The sequence below is a fragment of the Parahaliea aestuarii genome (assembly GCF_008064635.1).
In the GTDB taxonomy this organism is placed as follows: Bacteria; Pseudomonadota; Gammaproteobacteria; order Pseudomonadales; family Halieaceae; genus Parahaliea; species Parahaliea aestuarii.
Genome location: NZ_VRYZ01000005.1, coordinates 89,156 through 106,511, shown reverse-complemented (window position 1 = coordinate 106,511; position 17,356 = coordinate 89,156). Strand labels below are relative to the sequence as shown.

Genomic DNA, 17,356 nt, shown 5'->3' with positions numbered 1-17,356 from the left:
TACCTCCCTGACGAGGAATTTCCCGTGGAACAACACTGGGCACGCATCATCGAAGCCATTGGCGAGGACCTGAACCGGCCGGGGCTGGTGGACACTCCGACGCGGGCGGCCAAGGCATTCGAGTTCCTCACCCGCGGTTACCAGCAGTCCGTGGATGAAGTCGTCAACGACGCCCTGTTCCCGTCCGACTCCAGTGAAATGGTGCTGGTACAGGATGTCGAACTCTACTCCCTGTGCGAACACCACCTGCTGCCCTTTATCGGAAAATGCCACGTGGCCTATATCCCGACCGGCAATGTGCTTGGCCTGTCAAAAGTGGCTCGTATTGTGGATGTCTTCGCGCGTCGCCTGCAGATCCAGGAGTCCCTGACGACCCAGATCGCCGAAACCATCATGCAGGTGACTGGTGCCGAAGGTGTCGGCGTAATCATTGAAGCCCAACACATGTGCATGATGATGCGCGGGGTGGAAAAACAAAACTCGGTGATGAAAACCTCGGCCATGCTGGGCTGCTTCCGCGAGTCCCAGACTACTCGCGAGGAATTTCTGTCGCTGTTGCAGCTACGGCGCTAGGTCAATCACTTCCGCGTGGAGATACTGGCGATCCGTGGTGCGGGCCGCAGCGTAGGCCAGCACCAGGTAGCCCTGCTCTCCACCAAAGCTGAAAACCGTATAGCGCTGGGCATCCGCGCGGCCGTACAGTACCCGCTGCCCGAACACCAGGTTGGCCCACTGGGCGCCGTTGCCGCAGGATCGTCCTTCACAACTGAAAAGCTGTTCACTACCTTCCCAGCCGGACAGCCTGGTAGTCAGCTGCCGATACACTTCCTCCGAACTGAAGCCATCTGTTATCTGCCAGGTGTAACGTAATCGTTCGCCATTGACGCGGCGACTGTGCTTGAACTGCCAGTCGCCCAGATGCTTTTGCATGGCACCCAGGCCAACTTCGTAATCCACCACCGCCTCTTGCGACGTGGCAACCTGTACCGCGTGTGGGAAATCATCCAGTTCGCCGAGCAGGGGAGCGGGACTGTCGTCCGGGGCTGCCACTGCCGCGCCCGCCAGTAGCAGTGCAAGGCAGCAGCGAGCCAGGCCGGGTAGAGCTTGAATTCCAGGCAAGGGCACTCCTTTTTATTCCTGTGCCAGAAAGGCGAGAAGATCCGGTATCCACTGATCGACCACTGCCTCCATATGGAAATGGTGCCCACCATCGACATCGGCCACACGCAATTGCGGAATGTGACTGCGCGCCAGTTCCACCAGAGGTTCATGCTGCATCATGCCACGTCCGGCCCGCAATAGCAGGGCCGGCGCCCGGATGGCGCCCAGCGTGGCGCGAATCTGGCCATCGGTCATCTTCACTGCCGATGCGGCGCGCAGGCGCGGGTCGATGCGCCAGGCCCAACCCAGCTCACTATCCCCTTCCAGACCGCGCGAGGCCAGCATTTCGGCGCACGGCTGTTGAAAGCCGTTGCGTACCCGGGCCGCCACTGCGGCCTCCCGGGTAGGATAGCGCCGGGCCCGTCGGGCCAGGGCGCTGTCGCGCTCGCTGACAAAGCGCCCTAGCTGATAGGGGAATGCGGTCTCCTTCACGGCCTCAGGCACAATACCGTCGAGCATGATGAGATGGCTGACCCGCGCCGGTACGGCGGCGGCCAGCAGCGTGGAAATTATCCCGCCACGAGAGTGCCCCAGCAGCGCACAGCGCTGCCAGCCAAGCTGGTCCATCAACGTCACCAGTTGCGGCACATCGTCCCATATCTGGTAAGTGGCATCCGCCGAGCGGAAACTGCTCTGGCCCTGCCCGCTGAGGTCCACGGCCACCACACGACAGCCCACCAGTTGCGGGGCGAGCCGTGCAAAGCTGGCGGCATTATCCTGCCAGCCGTGCAGGGCGAGCACCGGCCGACCGTCCGCCGGGCCCCAGCTCAGGCCGCACAGGCGCAGCCCGTCGATATCCCAGTGACACTCAGTGGCGGCGGCGATATCCGTTGCACTGTTCACCGGCTGGCCTCGTAGTGCGGCGGAAAAGCCCACCACAGCAGACTGCCGCATCCCCTCGCCGGCGCTTCAATCTTGAGACTGACCAGCCCGCCCGGTGGATGGGGTGGCGCCGCCCTGCTCTCTCCGAGCCAGTGATCGACCAGTTCCGACACCAGGGGCTGGTGGGAGACCAGGACCAGGTGGGCCGGCGGCGCGGGGGTGTCCCGCAGTGCCTCCAGCGCCACATCGACCTGCATAGGCCCCGCCCCGGGAATCAGCGCTTCCTCCGGGCGATTCGGCAGGTCAGCATGGCTGCGCAGCAGCATCTGGGCAGTCTGCGTGGTACGCACCCAGCGGCTGTACCACAGCGCATCCGGCGCCGGCAGGCTGCGCTCGGCACACAGCGCCCATTGCCTGGCAGCGCCCGTGGCGATATCCAGCTCGCCGTGCGGTGTGAGTCGCCGCAGTTGATCCTCTGCGGCCCGCCCCGCTTCCCCGTGTCGCCACACTGTCACGATCATCACGCCTCTCCTGTGGTTTGCTTTTGCCGCCGAACAGCCTAGCCAGCGACAAACTCCACATCCTGTGCCTGCTCGCGGCTCATCATATCACTGAACAATTCCGAGACCGGACGGCTGTGGTGGAGGATGTCATAGAGCCCGTTGACCAGCGGCATGGGCACGCCACGCTGCTCCGCCTGGGACTTCAGGAGTTCAAGGGTATTGATGCCCTCTGCCACCTGGTCCATCTCCGCCAGGACTTCCGCAAGGGGCTGGCCGCGACCGATGGCCTGGCCGATGCGGTAGTTGCGCGACAGGGGCGACGAACAGGTCACAAAGAGATCACCCACCCCGGCCAGGCCGAGGAAGGTCATCGGGTTGGCGCCGCTGTGCACGGCAAAGCGCGACATTTCGCTGAGGGCGCGGGTCAACAGCAGGCCGCTGGTGTTTTCGCCAAAATCGAGGGCATCACCCAGCCCGGCGAGGATGGCATAGACGTTTTTCAGCGCTCCGCCCAGCTCCACCCCGTACATATCGCCGGAGCCATAGATCAGGAAGCGCTCGCTGTGCAGCAGATCGTGGAGGGTGCTGTTGATGGCATCACTCCGGGAAGCCACGACTGCGCCGGCGATACCACCGGCGGCAATCTCGCCCGCCAGATTGGGGCCGCTGAGAACGGCACAGGGGTTGTCGGGCAGCTCCTGGGCCAGAATTTCACTCATCAGGTGAAAGCCCGGGGCCTCAATGCCCTTGGTCAGGCTGACCAGCAGGGTATCCGGCGACAGCAGTCCCGCCAGCCGCCGCGCAACTTCGCGGAAGGAGGCACTCGGCACTGCCAGAAACAGAATGTCGATGGCGCTGACCGCATCCTCCAGCGAGGTGGTGGCGCGCAGTTTTTCGTGGAGCCGGTACCCCGGCAGATATTCAGCGTTCTCGCGTTCGCGATTGATGGCCCCGACGCGCTCGTCATTCCGCAGCCAGAGGCAGACCCGGTGACCATTACCGGCAATCAGATTGGCGATCACAGTGCCAAAACTGCCGCCGCCGAGCACCGCTACGCGGTGGGTGTGCATCATAGGCAATACCTGAATTTATGGAGTCCAGAATTTATTATGATCGACCCCGCCCGGGGCAGCCGGGCGGGGTCGAGTCTATCAGTTTTGCCGCTGCACCCGACAGGGCGCAGCGGGCGCGAGGATCAGCCAGTGTGCCCGGCTTCAGCTGGCCATCGTGTCCAGCAGCAACTTGTTGAGGCGGGCCACATAACTGGCGGGGTCGTCCAGTTGGCCACCCTCGGCGAGAGTCGCCTGGTCGAACACGATATTGGCGAGGTCCGCGTAGCGGTCTTCATCGGCTTCGGCGTCGAGCATTTTCACCAGCGGGTGCTGCGGATTGACTTCGAGAATGGGCTTGCTGTCCGGCACCGGCTGGCCGGCGGCCTCCATGATGCGGCGCATCTGGGCGCCCATGTCGTAGTCGCCCACCACCAGGCAGGCAGCGGACTCGGTGAGACGGGCAGTGGCTCGCACCTCCGACACCTTGTCCTCCAGCACCTTGGCCAGGCGTTCCACCAGACCTTCGCTTTCCTTCTGCAACTTTTCCTGCTCGGCTTTTTCCTCCTCGGAGTCGGAGGCCAGGTCCAGGGCGCCGCGGGCAACGTCCTGCAGTTGCTTGCCGTCGAATTCCTGCAGGTGATTCATCAACCAGTCGTCGACGCGATCTGTCAGCAGCAGCACCTCGATGCCCTTTTTGCGGAACACTTCCAGGTGGGGGCTTTTCCGCGCCGTGTTGAAGTTCTCCGCTACCACGTAGTAGATCTTGTCCTGGCCGTCCTGCATGCGCGACACGTAGTCCTCCAGGGACTGGTCGTGCTCAGGGCTGTCGGTGTGGGTGGTGGAGAAGCGCAGCAGTTTGGCGATTTTCTCCTTGTTGGCGAAGTCCTCCGCGGGGCCCTCCTTCAGTACCTGGCCAAACTCCTTCCAGAAAGTGGCGTAATCGTCGCCCTCCTTCTTGGCCAGCTTGCCCAGCATGTCCAGCACCCGCTTGGTCAGGGCGGAGCGCATGGACTCCACCGCGCCGTCCTGCTGCAGGATTTCGCGGGACACGTTCAGGGGCAGGTCATTGGAGTCCACCACACCCTTCACAAAGCGCAGGTACAGGGGCAGGAACTGCTCTGCCTCGTCCATGATGAATGTGCGCTGCACGTAGAGCTTGAGCCCGCGGGCCATGTCGCGGTTCCACATATCGAAGGGCGCGCGCTTGGGCAGGTACAGCAGGCTGGTGTACTCCAGCTTGCCTTCCACCTTGTTGTGGCTCCAGCTCAGGGGCTCGTCGAAATCGTGGGAGACGTGGCGATAGAAGGCCTTGTATTCGTCATCGCTGACCTCGCTGCGGGGGCGGGTCCACAGGGCCGTGGCTTCGTTGACCGCCTCGTACTCCGGGGCTTTGTCTTCCGCCTTCTCCTCATCCTCTTCAGCGGTAGGCATTTCCGGCTTCAGCATCAGCACCGGCACGGAGATGTGATCCGAGTACTTCTTGATCACGCTGCGCACGCGGAAGTCGTCGGCGAATTCCTTGCAGTCGTCTTTCAGGAACAGGGTGATGGCGGTGCCGCGGCTGTCCTTGGCACGGCTTTCGATGGTGAACTCCGCCTCGCCGGCGGATTCCCACACCACGCCACTATCGGCGCCTTCTCCGGCCTTGCGGGTGTGCACTTCCACGCGGTCGGCGACGATAAAGCCGGAGTAGAAGCCCACACCGAACTGGCCGATCAGCTGGGAATCCTTCTTCTGGTCACCGCTGAGGCTCTCCAGGAAGGCGGCGGTGCCGGATTTCGCGATGGTGCCGAGATTCTCGATCACCTCTTCCCGCGTCATGCCGATGCCGTTATCGCTGATGGTGATGGTGCCGGCCTCTTTGTCGACATCCACCTGCACCTGGAAGTCGCCCTGCCCTTCCAGCAGGGAATCATCCGACAGGGCGGCAAAGCGCAGCTTGTCGATGGCATCGGAGGCGTTGGATATCAGCTCCCGCAGGAAAATCTCCCGGTTGCTGTACAGGGAGTGGATCATCAGGTGCAGGAGTTGCTTGGCTTCGGTCTGGAAGCCCAGGGTTTCTTTCTGAACGTCGGCGGTCATGGGGTCCCTCTTGCTGAATCTGTGGTTGGGATGACAGTCAGGTTGGGGAGATGGGGGTGGCCTGCAGCAATTTCAAGTCATCGATGCGGCGCATAACCAATCAGCGGCCGGACGGTCATACAGCCCCGTTCGCGACGGCAACAACGCAGGCTTTCTGGCCGCTACGAAAAAGGCCCCGCCAGCCTGCGCTGACGGGGCCCTTTCAGAGCCGGATGAGACTTACCAGCCGGTCACTTCAGCCAGCGCGTTGCCGATCTCGGCCAGGGAGCGCACGGTTTTCACACCGGCGTCTTCCAACGCGGCGAACTTCTCGTCCGCGGTGCCCTTGCCACCGGAGATGATGGCGCCGGCGTGGCCCATACGCTTGCCTTTCGGTGCGGTAACACCGGCAATGTAGGAAACCACGGGCTTGGTCACGTTGGCCTTGATGTAGGCCGCGGCCTCTTCCTCGGCGGTGCCGCCGATTTCACCGATCATCACGATGGCTTCGGTGGCCGGATCCTTCTCGAACATCTCCAGGATGTCGATGAAGTTGGAGCCGGGGATGGGGTCGCCGCCGATACCGACACAGGTGGACTGGCCGAAGCCCGCGTCGGTGGTCTGCTTGACCGCCTCGTAGGTCAGGGTGCCGGAGCGGGACACGATGCCCACCTTGCCGGGCAGGTGAATGTGACCGGGCATGATGCCGATCTTGCACTCGCCGGGGGTGATCACGCCGGGGCAGTTGGGGCCAATCAGGCGCACGCCCAGCTCGTCGCACTTCACTTTCGCGTCCAGCATGTCGAGGGTGGGGATGCCCTCGGTGATGCACACGATCAGCTTGATGCCGCTGTTGGCCGCTTCCAGGATGGAGTCCTTGCAGAAGGGAGCCGGTACATAGATCACGGAGGCATCCGCGCCGGTGGCTTCCACGGCTTCCGCCACGGTGTTGAAGACCGGCAGGCCCAGGTGCTCCTGGCCGCCCTTGCCGGGGGTGACGCCGCCGACCATCTGGGTGCCGTAGGCGATGGCCTGTTCGGAGTGGAAGGTGCCCTGTGAGCCGGTGAAGCCCTGGCAGATTACCTTGGTGTTCTTGTCGATCAGAATGCTCATTATGCTGCACCTCCCGCTGCTTTAACTGCCTGCTGAGCAGCGTCTGTAAGGCTGGTGGCAGCAATGATGTTCAATCCACTGTCGGCCAGCACTTTCTGGCCCAGTTCCGCGTTGTTGCCTTCCAGGCGCACAACCACCGGCACCTTCACGCCGATTTCCTCGACCGCGCCGATCACGCCTTCGGCGATCAGGTCACAGCGCACAATGCCGCCGAAGATGTTGATCAGAACCGCCTTCACCTTGTCGTCGGACAGGATGATCTTGAAGGCCTCGGAGACGCGCTCCTTGGTGGCGCCGCCGCCCACGTCCAGGAAGTTGGCGGGGAAGCCACCGTGCAGGGCGACGATATCCATGGTGCCCATGGCCAGACCGGCGCCGTTCACCATGCAGCCGATGTTGCCGTCCAGTGCCACGTAGTTGAGCTCCCATTTGGCGGCGTGAGCTTCACGCTCGTCTTCCTGGGAGGGATCGTGCATTTCACCCAGTTGCTTCTGGCGGTACATGGCGTTGCCGTCGACACCCAGTTTGGCATCCAGGCAGTGCAGGTTGCCTTCGGTGGTGATCACCAGCGGGTTGATCTCGATCAGGGCCAGGTCCTTTTCCTGGAACAGCTGCGCCAGACCCAGGAAGATCTTGACGAACTGCTTGATTTGCTCGCCCTGCAGGCCCAGTTTGAAGGCCAGTTCGCGGCCCTGGTAAGGCTGCGCACCGACCAGCGGATCGATGGTGGCGCGGAGGATTTTCTCGGGAGTTTCCTCGGCCACTTTCTCGATTTCCACGCCGCCTTCAGTGGAGGCCATGAAAACGATACGACGGGTGGCGCGGTCAACCACGGCGCCCAGGTAGAGCTCTTCGGCGATATCGGTGCAGGATTCCACCAGGATCTTGCTGACCGGCTGACCATTCTCGTCGGTCTGGTAGGTCACCAGGTTCTTGCCCAGCCAGTTGGCGGCGAATTCACGCACCTCGTCGGTGGTCTTCACCAGCTTCACACCGCCGGCCTTGCCGCGACCGCCCGCGTGCACCTGGGCTTTCACCACCCACATGTCGCCGCCGATCTGTTCGGCGGCCTTGACCGCATCTTCTGGGGTGTCGACCGCGTGCCCTTTGGACACCGGCAGACCGTATTCGGCAAACAGCTGTTTGCCCTGGTACTCATGAAGGTTCATGCTCTATCCCGTTCTCGTCTTGGGTTAACGTTTACCCGGTGCGGAGGCCTTCTTTAGCTCCCGTCACCCGCTGTTGCCTCCGGCACCAAAATTAGGCTCTTATGCTTGCGCGCCGGGGACGGATTCTACTCTTTCATTAAGCAAACTGCCCTCGCGGGCAGTTTGGCATTTCGCCCGCGGGCGATTATTTCCGCTTCTTGCGGTTGGCGATGTGGATGGCGTGGCCGTCCACTGCCAGGGCCGCCTCGTGCACCGCCTCCGACAGGGTCGGGTGACCGAACACAGTCAGCGCCAGGTCCTCCGCGCTGGAGCCGAACTCCATCGCAATCACCACCTGCTGCACCAGGTCCGCCGCTGAGGGGCCGACAATGTGGCAGCCGAGAATACGGTCGGTCTCGGCGTCCGCCAGCATTTTCACCATGCCGTCGGAGTCGTTGGCCGCGAGCGCGCGACCGCTGGCAACGAAGGGAAATACGCCGGTCTTGTATTCAATGCCCTCGGACTTCAGTTGCTGCTCGGTCTTGCCCACGGCGGCCACTTCCGGGTGAGTGTAGATAACCGAAGGGATAACATCGTAGTTCATCTGCACCGGCTTGCCGGCGATGCGTTCGGCGACCATGACGCCCTCTTCCGAGCCCTTGTGGGCCAGCATCGGGCCGCGCACCACGTCGCCTACGGCGTACACGTGAGGGGCCTCGGTAGCGCAGTAATCGTCCACATAGATGAAGCCGCGCTCATCCAGGGAGACGCCGCTGTCAGAGGCCAGCAGCTCCTCGGAGCGCGGGCGACGGCCCACGGCCACGATCAGCTTGTCGAAGATCTCTTTCTGCTCGCCATCGGCGTTGCTGTAGGTCACCTCAACCTTGCCTTTGCTGACTTCAGCCTTGGTAACGCGGGTGCCGAGGCGGATATCCAGACCCTGCTTCTTCAGGATCTTGGCGGTTTCCTTGGCGATCTGCGCGTCCATCATCGGCAGGAACTCGTCCAGCGCCTCCAGGACCACGACCTCAGCGCCGAGGCGACCCCAGACACTCCCCAGTTCCAGGCCGATAACACCGGCGCCGATCACGCCCAGGCGCTTGGGCACTTCGGTAAACTCCAGGGCGCCAGTGGAATCGACAATGTGTTCACCATCAACAGGTGCCGGCGGGATGTTCACTGGCACCGAACCAGCAGCGATGATGACGTTACCCGCCTCCAGTACGCTGACCTCGCCCTTGGCGTTGGTCACTTCAACCTTGGCGCCGGCCAGCACTTTGCCGCGCCCCTGGATCGGGGTGACGCCGTTGTGCTTGAACAGGCCGGCGATACCGCCGGTGAGCTGGCCAACGATCTTGTCCTTGCGGGCAATCATGGCGGGCACGTCCATTTTCGGCTTGCTGACGCCGATGCCGTGCTCCTTGAAGTGGTCGCGTGCTTCCGCGAACTTGTGGCTGGAATCCAGCAGCGCCTTGGAGGGGATACAGCCCACATTAAGGCAGGTGCCACCGAGCTTTACCTCGCCCTTGTCGTCGAGCCACTGCTCCACGCAGGCGGTATTCAGGCCCAGCTGGGCGGCCTTGATGGCCGCCACATAGCCGGCGGGGCCGGAGCCAATTACTACTACATCGAATTTGTCAGACATGGTGTGTCCCGTTGTCAGTGCGTTGCTTACCCTATTACGGCGGCGGTATTACAGTTGCAGCAGGATGCGCGCCGGATCCTCGATCAGGTCCTTCACTGCCACCAGGAACTGCACGGCGGTCTTGCCGTCGATGAGGCGGTGGTCGTAGGACAGAGCCAGGTACATCATGGGCAGGATTTCCACCTTGCCATTGACCGCCATCGGCCGCTCCTGGATTTTGTGCATGCCCAGGATGCCGGTCTGCGGGGGGTTGAGGATCGGGGTCGACATCAGCGAGCCGAATACACCGCCATTGGTCACGGTGAAGGTGCCGCCGGTCATGTCGTCGATGGACAGCTTGTTATCGCGGGCCTTGAGGCCGAGGTCGCGAATCGCGGCTTCCACGTCCGCGAGGCTCATGAAATCGGCGTCGCGCAGCACCGGAACCACCAGACCGCCCTCGGTGGACACGGCCACGCCGATGTCCTGGTAGCCGTGGTAAACCACGTCGTTGCCATCGATGGAGGCGTTCACTTCGGGGAAGCGCTTGAGCGCCTCGCAGCAGGCCTTGACGAAGAAACCCATGAAGCCCAGGCGGGTGCCGTTGTGGGTCTTCTCGAACTGGTCCTTGTACTTGCTGCGCAACTCCATGACCGGCGCCATGTTCACCTCGTTGAAGGTGGTGAGCATGGCGGTTTCCTGGGAGGCCTGGAGTAGGCGCTGGGCGATGCGCGCGCGCATGCGGGTCATCGGCACACGCTTCTCGACACGCTCGCCAGTAGGCGTGGAGGCAGCCGGTGCCGCTGCGGGCGCAGGAGCGGCCGTTTTCGCTGCCTTGGGAGCGTCCTTGAGGTGGTTGAGCACATCTTCCTTGGTCACGCGACCGCCCTTGCCGGTGCCGGAAATCTGGCTGGCGTCGAGCTTGTGCTCCTCCACCATCTGCCGGGCGGCCGGGCCCAGCAGCGGTTCCGCAGCGCTGTCGCCCGCGGTGCTGGCGGCGGGAGCGGGAGCGGCTTCCTTCGCTGCGGGCGCACTGCCTGCGTCGGCGCTTGCACCAATCTCCAGGTCGGCCAGCAGCTGGTCAGATTCGATAGTATCGCCCTCACTCGCGTAGATCTTGGTGAGAACCCCGTCCTCCGGGGCGACAACTTCCATCACCACCTTGTCGGTCTCGATTTCCACCAGCAGCTCGTCGCGAGCAACGGCCTCCCCTTCCTGCTTGTGCCAAACAGCGATTTCACCGTCGGCAACGGATTCCGGGAATGTGGGTGCCTTGATTTTGTGTGCCATTTCGCTTCCTTTAATGCGATCGCTTACGCCTGAGGCCGGGGCCCCAGGGCTTCATTGATAAACCGTTCCAGCTGCTCGAGGTGCAGCGCCATATAACCCGCCGCGGGTGCCGCCGAGGCATCGCGGCCCACATAGCTGAGATAGACATCGCTCTTGTGGGCGTGAATCACCCGCCGCATGTGGTGCTGGCTGGCGTACCAGGCGCCCTGGTTCATGGGCTCTTCCTGACACCAGATAGCCTCTTCCACATTGGGGTAGGCGCTCAGAATCTGCAGCAATTCCGCCTCCGGGAAGGGGTATAGCTGCTCCAGGCGGATGATGGCAATGTCCTTGATCTCGCGCTCCCGGCGCGCCGCGCGCAGGTCGTAGAAGACCTTGCCGGAGCACAGGATAACGCGCCTGACCGCTGACTTGTCGAGATCGTCGGTCTCGTCCAGCACATTGTGGAAGTGGCCGTGGGCCAGGTCTTCCAGGCTGGAGATCGCCTCCTTGTGACGCAGCAGGCTCTTCGGCGACATCACCACCAGCGGCTTGCGCAGGGGGCGGATGGCCTGGCGGCGCAGCATGTGGAACACCTGGGCCGGCGTGGTGGGCACGCAGACCTGGATATTGTGCTCGGCACACAACTGCATGAAGCGTTCGAGACGGGCCGAGGAGTGCTCGGGGCCCTGCCCTTCGTAGCCGTGGGGCAGCAGCATGGTGAGGCCGCACAGCCGCGACCACTTGTGCTCGCCGGAGGTAATGAACTGGTCGATCACCACCTGGGCGCCGTTGGCAAAATCGCCGAACTGGGCCTCCCAGATCACCAGCCCGGTGGGCGAGGTGGTGGCGTAACCGTATTCAAAGGCCAGTACCGCTTCCTCGGACAGCAGCGAGTCGTGGATGGTGAAATCCGCCTGGTCTTCGCTGACATGCTGCAGCGGAATGTAGAGACTTTCGTCCTTCTGGTTGTGCAGCACCGCGTGGCGGTGTGAGAAGGTACCGCGGCCCACGTCCTGGCCGGTGAGGCGCACCGGGTAGCCGTCGCGCAGCAGCGAGGCATAGGCCAGGGTCTCGGCGGCGCCCCAGTTCAGGGGCATCGCGCCGGCGGCCATCTTGCGCCGGTCCTCGAAGATCTTGTTCACCTGGCGCTGTACCGGGAAACCGTCCGGCAGCACATTGCTGTCATGGGCCAGGGTCTGCAGATCGTGCAGGTCCATGCCGGTATCGGCGTGCAGAGTCCACTCGTGGCCGAGGTAGGGGCTCCAGTCCACGAACATGTTTTTATTCGGTTCCGACACCAGGCTGCTGACCAGCGGTTCGCCGCGGTCCAGCGACTCGCGGTAGCCGTCCATCAGGCGCTGGTCTTCTTCGGCGGTAATTACACCCTGGGCAATCAACCGTTCGGCGTAGAGGTCGCGGGTGGACTTCTGCTTGCGGATCTGCTGGTACATGAGCGGCTGGGTCACCGACGGTTCGTCGGCTTCGTTGTGGCCCCGGCGGCGGTAGCAAACCAGGTCGACCACAACGTCCTTGTGAAACTCATTGCGGTAGTCCACCGCCATCTGGGTGACAAACAGCACCGCTTCCGGGTCGTCGGCATTCACGTGGAAAATCGGCGCCTGCACCATCTTGGCGACGTCGGTGCAGTACTCGGTGGAGCGGGAGTCTTCGCGCTCGCTGGTAGTAAAGCCCACCTGGTTGTTGAGCACGATGTGCACCGTCCCGCCGGTTTTATAGGCGCGGGTCTGGGACATCTGGAAGGTTTCCATCACTACGCCCTGGCCGGCAAAGGCGGCGTCGCCGTGAATGACGATGGGAACCACCTTGTGACCGACGGTGTCGTCCCGGCGGTCCTGGCGCGCGCGCACCGACCCTTCCACCACCGGAGAGACAATCTCCAGGTGGGAGGGGTTGAAGGCCAGCGCCATGTGCAATTCGCCACCGGGGGTCATGACGTTGGAGGAGAAGCCCTGGTGGTACTTCACGTCGCCGGAGCTCTGGTAGGTAGCGCGGCCCTCGAACTCGGCGAACAACTCGCTCGGGTTCTTGCCGAAAATATTGACCAGCACGTTCAGGCGGCCGCGGTGAGCCATGCCGATGACAATTTCCTGGGCCCCGTAGCCGCCCAGGCGCTGCACCATCTCGCTCAGCATGGGGATCAGGCTCTCGCCACCCTCAAGGCCAAAGCGCTTGGTACCCGGGTATTTTGAGCCCAGGGATTTTTCCAGCCCCTCGGCCTTGATCAGCCGCTTGAGCAGCGTGGTGCGAACTTCATTGCCCCACTCCGGCGCCGAGCGCACGGACTCCATGCGCTGCATCACCCAGTGACGTTCGTCGGTGTTGACGATGTGCATGAACTCCGCGCCGATGGTGTGGCAGTAGGTTTTTTCCAGCGAATCGACAATTTCGCCGAGACTGGCATCGGCCTTGCCGATGTACAGGCTGGCGGTCTGGAACACCGTATCCAGGTCGGCGGCGGACAGCTGGTGGAAGCCGAGGTCAAGATCGGGCACGGGCTCGCGCACATGCAGGTTGAGCGGGTCCAGGGAGGCCTTCTGGTGACCGCGCTGGCGATAGGCGGAAATGAGCTGCACCACCTTGACCTGCTTGCGCTCGTAATCGGTGGCCTGGGAGTCGTGGGCCACCGTGGCCTCTGTGCGCACACGCATCTTGGAGATACGGGCGAACTGCTCGCGGATCGTGGAGTGGGGAATGTCCTGGATGACGGCCGACTTGGACTCTACCCGGGGCAGCGTGTCGAAATAGCTGCGCCACTGCTCAGGCACTGAATTGGGATCAGTGAGGTAGGTTTCGTACAGGTCTTCCACGTAGGTAGCGTTGCCACCTGCGATGTGCGAACTCCGCCACAGGAGTTCCATAGAACTTTCTTGCATCGTGACCTTTCCGGCAAGGTAAAACGGCCGGTGCCCGGCTGACTGCAAGCGCGAGTGGACCACCTTGCAGGGGGGCGCCGCGGCCCCGGTCCCAGAGTGTAACCTCGCCGCCAGCGCTTCAGGGAAGCACTGGCGGCAGGGGTGAAACTATATTAAAAACAATCGCTTGCTGACACTGACTTATGTCAGGTTGCACGCGATAACAGCATGTTGCGAATGTGCCCGATAGCGCGGGTCGGGTTCAAACCCTTGGGGCACACGTTGACACAGTTCTGGATGCCATGACAGCGGAACACGCTGAAGGGGTCATCCAGTTTCGCCAGCCGCTCTTCGGTGGCGGTGTCACGACTATCGGCCAGGAAGCGGTAAGACTGTAGCAAACCGGCCGGCCCGATAAAGCGATCCGGGTTCCACCAGAACGACGGGCAGCTGGTGGAGCAGCAGGCGCACAGGATGCACTCGTAGAGGCCGTCCAGCTTGGCGCGGTCCTCCGGCGACTGCAGGCGCTCGATGGCCGGCGCCGGGCTGTTGTTCTGCAGGTAGGGCTGAACCTTCTCGTACTGGGCGTAGAACATGCTCATGTCCACGATCAGGTCGCGCACCACAGGCAGGCCCGGCAGCGGACGCAGTACCAGCTTGTTGCCCTTCACAGTGGCCGACAGCGGCGTGATACAGGCCAGGCCGTTCTTGCCGTTCATGTTCAGGCCATCGGAACCACAGACGCCCTCACGGCAGGAGCGCCGATAGGTGATGGTGGTGTCCTGGGCTTTGAGCTGCTCCAGAACGTCCAGCACCATCAGGTCCTTGCCCTGGGTATCGAAGTCGAAGTCCTGCATGTAGGGCTTGTCGTCGACTTCCGGGTTGTAGCGGTAAATACTGACTTTCAACATCGCTGGGGCCTCTTAGTAAGTCCGCGCCTTGGGCTGGAAGGTGTCCACCGTCTTCGGCGTGAAGTTAACCGCACGCTTGCCGACGCGCTTCTCGCCGGGGAAGTACATGGAGTGACACAGCCAGTTCTCGTCGTCGCGATCCTGGTAGTCGTCGCGGGCGTGGGCACCGCGGGACTCCTTGCGCTCCTCGGCGGCGATAGCGGTCGCCTCGGCCACCTCGAACAGGTTGTGCAGTTCCAGTGCTTCGATACGAGCCGTATTGAAGGCCTGGCTCTTGTCTTCCAGGGCGGCGTTCTCGATGCGGCCGCGCAGGTCGGCCAGCTTCTGGATACCCTCCTGCATGAACTTCTCGTTGCGGAATACACCGAAGTGATTCTGCATGGTGGTCTGCAGCTCCTTGCGCAGGTCCGCCACTTTCTCGCCACCGGTGGAGTTGTTCAGCCTGTCGAGACGACCCATGGCCTGCTCGATGTCGCTGTCGGAGGCGTCGCGCATGTCGATACCTTCGCGCAGGGCCTTCTCGATAAAGAGGCCGGAGGCGCGACCGAACACCACCAGGTCGAGCAGCGAGTTACCGCCCAGGCGGTTGGCGCCGTGCACCGACACACAGGCCACTTCGCCACACGCGTAGAGGCCGGGGATGATCACGTCGTTGCCGTTGGCGTCCACGGTCAGGGCCTGGCCGTGAACGTTGGTGGGAATACCGCCCATCATGTAGTGACAGGTGGGCACCACCGGCACCGGCTCGTGGACCGGGTTGGCGTGGGCAAAGGTTTCCGACAGTTCGCAGATACCGGGCAGGCGGCTGTGCAACACTTCCTCGCCAAGGTGGTCGAGCTTCAGGTAAACGTGGTCGCCCTCGGGGCCGCAGCCGCGACCTTCGAGAATCTCCATCACCATGGAGCGAGCCACCACGTCGCGGCCGGCCAGGTCCTTGGCGTTGGGGGCGTAGCGCTCCATGAAGCGTTCGCCGTCCTTGTTCACCAGGTAACCACCCTCGCCGCGGCAACCTTCGGTCACCAGCACGCCGGCGCCGTGAATACCGGTTGGGTGGAACTGCCACATTTCGATGTCCTGCACCGGGAAGCCGGCACGCAGGGCCATGCCGATACCGTCACCGGTATTGATGTGGGCATTGGTGGTGGACGCGTAGATACGGCCCGCACCGCCGGTGGCGAATACAGTGGCCTTGGATTTCACGTAGACGGTTTCACCGGTTTCCATGCAGATGGCGATCACGCCGACCACTGCACCGTCCTGGTTCTTCACGATATCAGTGGCATACCACTCGTTGAAGAACACCGTGTTGTTCTTCATGTTGCCCTGGTACAGGGTGTGCAGCAGGGCGTGACCGGTGCGGTCAGCCGCGGCGCAGGTGCGGGCCGCCTGGCCGCCTTCACCGAAATTCTTGGACTGGCCACCGAAGGGACGCTGGTAGATGCGGCCCTCTTCGGTACGGGAGAAAGGCAGACCCATGTGCTCCAGCTCGAACACCGCCTCGGGGCCCACGGAGCACATGTACTCGATGGCGTCCTGGTCACCGATGTAGTCGGAGCCCTTGACGGTGTCGTACATGTGCCAGCGCCAGTCGTCCTGTGGATCGGCGCTGGCAATGGCGCAGGTGATGCCGCCCTGGGCGGATACCGTGTGCGAGCGGGTGGGAAAGACCTTGGAGATGACCGCCGTCTTGTAGCCGGACTGGGCCAGTTGCAACGCCGCGCGCATACCTGCGCCGCCGCCGCCGACGATCACGCCGTCAAAGGAAATCGTACGCATATTCGCCATAGCTTAATAACCCCACAGGATCTGGACGCCCCAGACCACATAAACAAAAATGGTGACAATGACCAGCAGTTGCAGGGCCACGCGCAGCACATTGCCCTTGGTGCCCATCAGGCGCTCGGTCAGGTAGTCGGTCAGCACCGCCCAGATACCGATCCAGGCGTGAGCGGCGAGTGACAGCAACGCCATCAGGCTGAACACCCTGACCCAGGTCTGGGCAAAGAGCGCCTTCCAGGCGATGTAGTCGACGCCACCGATGAGGTTGCAGCCAATAAACAGGAAGTAAGCCAGCAGGATAACACCGCTGACACGTTGAACCAGCCAGTCAGAAAGACCGGAGCGACCAAAACTGGTGACAGCCCTTACCATATCCAAACCCCCGCGAGAACGATCAGTACAACAGACAGGCCGATGACCAGGCGCGCGCCGAGCACGCCACCCTGCATGGACTCACCAATACCGAAGTCCATGATCAGGTGCTTGACACCTGCCAGTGAGTGATAGATCAGCCCGGCGACAACTGCCCACAACACCAGCTTGGCGATGGGACTGGTGAGACACTCTTTGAGCGTGGCGAAGCTCTCGGGGCTCTTGAGGCTGGCATCCAGTATATAAAGAAGCACAGCCATGCCGACAAAAAGGAATACGCCGGAGGCGCGGTGGGTGATGGACGTCCATGCGGTTATGGGGAGCCGCATGGTACCGATGTCCAGGTTCACGGGACGCTTGTCATTCACAGTATGGGTACCATTGTTGTTTTGACGCCAAAAATGGCGGTTACAGAGCCGGCGGCAGCCGGGGCGTTGCGCCCCCCGAGGCGGGAGACGGCCAAACCAAAACGCGCGAAATTATAAGGAGTCGGGGCGACGATTACAAACCTGTAATAAATAAGACGGGGCGCACCGACCGGGGGCCACGCGCAAAAAAACGGATGCCACGATCTTCGCCGAACGTCGCCTATCCTGATAGGCGACAATCCCCGCAGTATCTACTGACATAGGGCCAAAAACCCCCTTCCAATTGACAAAATCTGA

The 17,356-nt window shown here is 62.6% G+C and carries 15 protein-coding genes; 1 reads left to right on the top strand and 14 read right to left on the bottom strand.

Annotation, left to right across the window (positions count from 1 at the left end; translation table 11 throughout):
* Positions 1–24 precede the first annotated feature (24 nt).
* Positions 25–573 (top strand): GTP cyclohydrolase I FolE, encoded by a 549-nt coding sequence (gene folE, locus FVW59_RS12210; protein ID WP_148064630.1) that lies wholly within the window; start codon positions 25–27, stop codon positions 571–573.
* Here the strand turns inward: folE and FVW59_RS12205 are convergent.
* The 14 genes from FVW59_RS12205 to sdhC all read right to left on the bottom strand — a co-directional run bounded on the left by FVW59_RS12205 (position 562) and on the right by sdhC (position 17,059).
* A complete protein-coding gene (locus FVW59_RS12205) occupies positions 562–1,119 on the bottom strand; it encodes a DUF4892 domain-containing protein (protein ID WP_187275866.1) in 558 nt (185 codons plus the stop codon). The two genes, folE and FVW59_RS12205, sit on opposite strands and share 12 nt — an antisense overlap.
* A gap of 12 nt (positions 1,120–1,131) precedes the next feature.
* Positions 1,132–2,055, bottom strand: a complete 924-nt coding sequence (locus tag FVW59_RS12200; RefSeq protein WP_148064628.1) for an alpha/beta fold hydrolase — start codon at positions 2,053–2,055, stop codon at positions 1,132–1,134.
* Positions 2,001–2,504 (bottom strand): SixA phosphatase family protein, encoded by a 504-nt coding sequence (locus FVW59_RS12195; RefSeq protein WP_148064627.1) that lies wholly within the window; start codon positions 2,502–2,504, stop codon positions 2,001–2,003. Before FVW59_RS12195 ends, FVW59_RS12200 begins: the two co-directional genes overlap by 55 nt.
* A 38-nt stretch (positions 2,505–2,542) precedes the next feature.
* The gene (locus FVW59_RS12190) at positions 2,543–3,559 is read right to left on the bottom strand and encodes an NAD(P)H-dependent glycerol-3-phosphate dehydrogenase (protein ID WP_148064626.1); all 1,017 of its coding nucleotides are present in this window, start codon (positions 3,557–3,559) and stop codon (positions 2,543–2,545) included.
* A gap of 141 nt (positions 3,560–3,700) precedes the next feature.
* Positions 3,701–5,620: a molecular chaperone HtpG gene (gene htpG, locus FVW59_RS12185; RefSeq protein WP_148064625.1), complete on the bottom strand. Its 1,920-nt coding sequence runs from the start codon at positions 5,618–5,620 to the stop codon at positions 3,701–3,703.
* A 219-nt stretch (positions 5,621–5,839) separates the two neighbouring features.
* The gene (gene sucD / locus FVW59_RS12180) at positions 5,840–6,712 is read right to left on the bottom strand and encodes a succinate--CoA ligase subunit alpha (RefSeq protein ID WP_148064624.1); all 873 of its coding nucleotides are present in this window, start codon (positions 6,710–6,712) and stop codon (positions 5,840–5,842) included.
* A complete protein-coding gene (gene sucC / locus FVW59_RS12175; protein WP_148064623.1) occupies positions 6,712–7,881 on the bottom strand; it encodes an ADP-forming succinate--CoA ligase subunit beta in 1,170 nt (389 codons plus the stop codon). The genes sucD and sucC overlap by 1 nt, the downstream gene beginning before the upstream one ends.
* Before the next feature lie 184 nt (positions 7,882–8,065).
* Positions 8,066–9,505: a dihydrolipoyl dehydrogenase gene (gene lpdA, locus FVW59_RS12170; RefSeq protein ID WP_148064622.1), complete on the bottom strand. Its 1,440-nt coding sequence runs from the start codon at positions 9,503–9,505 to the stop codon at positions 8,066–8,068.
* A 48-nt stretch (positions 9,506–9,553) separates the two neighbouring features.
* Positions 9,554–10,774 carry a 2-oxoglutarate dehydrogenase complex dihydrolipoyllysine-residue succinyltransferase gene (gene odhB / locus FVW59_RS12165; protein WP_148064621.1) on the bottom strand — a complete coding sequence of 407 codons (1,221 nt, stop codon included), beginning with the start codon at positions 10,772–10,774 and terminating at the stop codon, positions 9,554–9,556.
* 23 nt (positions 10,775–10,797) lie between these two features.
* On the bottom strand, positions 10,798–13,650 hold the full coding sequence (locus tag FVW59_RS12160) for a 2-oxoglutarate dehydrogenase E1 component (RefSeq protein WP_222711502.1): 2,853 nt from the start codon (positions 13,648–13,650) through the stop codon (positions 10,798–10,800).
* Between the two features lie 185 nt (positions 13,651–13,835).
* Positions 13,836–14,540, bottom strand: coding sequence for a succinate dehydrogenase iron-sulfur subunit (locus FVW59_RS12155; RefSeq protein WP_148064619.1), 705 nt, complete (start codon positions 14,538–14,540; stop codon positions 13,836–13,838).
* 12 nt (positions 14,541–14,552) lie between these two features.
* Positions 14,553–16,325 carry a succinate dehydrogenase flavoprotein subunit gene (gene sdhA / locus FVW59_RS12150; protein ID WP_148064618.1) on the bottom strand — a complete coding sequence of 591 codons (1,773 nt, stop codon included), beginning with the start codon at positions 16,323–16,325 and terminating at the stop codon, positions 14,553–14,555.
* A 3-nt stretch (positions 16,326–16,328) separates the two neighbouring features.
* Complete coding sequence (sdhD, locus tag FVW59_RS12145; RefSeq protein WP_148064617.1) at positions 16,329–16,691, bottom strand: succinate dehydrogenase, hydrophobic membrane anchor protein; 363 nt, start codon at positions 16,689–16,691, stop codon at positions 16,329–16,331.
* Positions 16,685–17,059, bottom strand: coding sequence for a succinate dehydrogenase, cytochrome b556 subunit (gene sdhC / locus FVW59_RS12140; protein WP_148064616.1), 375 nt, complete (start codon positions 17,057–17,059; stop codon positions 16,685–16,687). Before sdhC ends, sdhD begins: the two co-directional genes overlap by 7 nt.
* Positions 17,060–17,356: the final 297 nt, after the last annotated feature.

Bases quoted from the DNA above. Each gene is read 5' to 3' on its own strand.
- FVW59_RS12200 (WP_148064628.1), bottom strand. From the start codon at position 2,055: ATGCGGCAGTCTGCTGTGGTGGGCTTTTCCGCCGCACTACGAGGCCAG.
- FVW59_RS12195 (WP_148064627.1), bottom strand. From the start codon at position 2,504: ATGATCGTGACAGTGTGGCGACACGGGGAAGCGGGGCGGGCCGCAGAG.
- FVW59_RS12190 (WP_148064626.1), bottom strand. From the start codon at position 3,559: ATGATGCACACCCACCGCGTAGCGGTGCTCGGCGGCGGCAGTTTTGGC.
- htpG (WP_148064625.1), bottom strand. From the start codon at position 5,620: ATGACCGCCGACGTTCAGAAAGAAACCCTGGGCTTCCAGACCGAAGCC.
- sucD (WP_148064624.1), bottom strand. From the start codon at position 6,712: ATGAGCATTCTGATCGACAAGAACACCAAGGTAATCTGCCAGGGCTTC.
- sucC (WP_148064623.1), bottom strand. From the start codon at position 7,881: ATGAACCTTCATGAGTACCAGGGCAAACAGCTGTTTGCCGAATACGGT.
- lpdA (WP_148064622.1), bottom strand. From the start codon at position 9,505: ATGTCTGACAAATTCGATGTAGTAGTAATTGGCTCCGGCCCCGCCGGC.
- odhB (WP_148064621.1), bottom strand. From the start codon at position 10,774: ATGGCACACAAAATCAAGGCACCCACATTCCCGGAATCCGTTGCCGAC.
- FVW59_RS12160 (WP_222711502.1), bottom strand. From the start codon at position 13,650: ATGCAAGAAAGTTCTATGGAACTCCTGTGGCGGAGTTCGCACATCGCA.
- FVW59_RS12155 (WP_148064619.1), bottom strand. From the start codon at position 14,540: ATGTTGAAAGTCAGTATTTACCGCTACAACCCGGAAGTCGACGACAAG.
- sdhA (WP_148064618.1), bottom strand. From the start codon at position 16,325: ATGGCGAATATGCGTACGATTTCCTTTGACGGCGTGATCGTCGGCGGC.
- sdhD (WP_148064617.1), bottom strand. From the start codon at position 16,691: ATGGTAAGGGCTGTCACCAGTTTTGGTCGCTCCGGTCTTTCTGACTGG.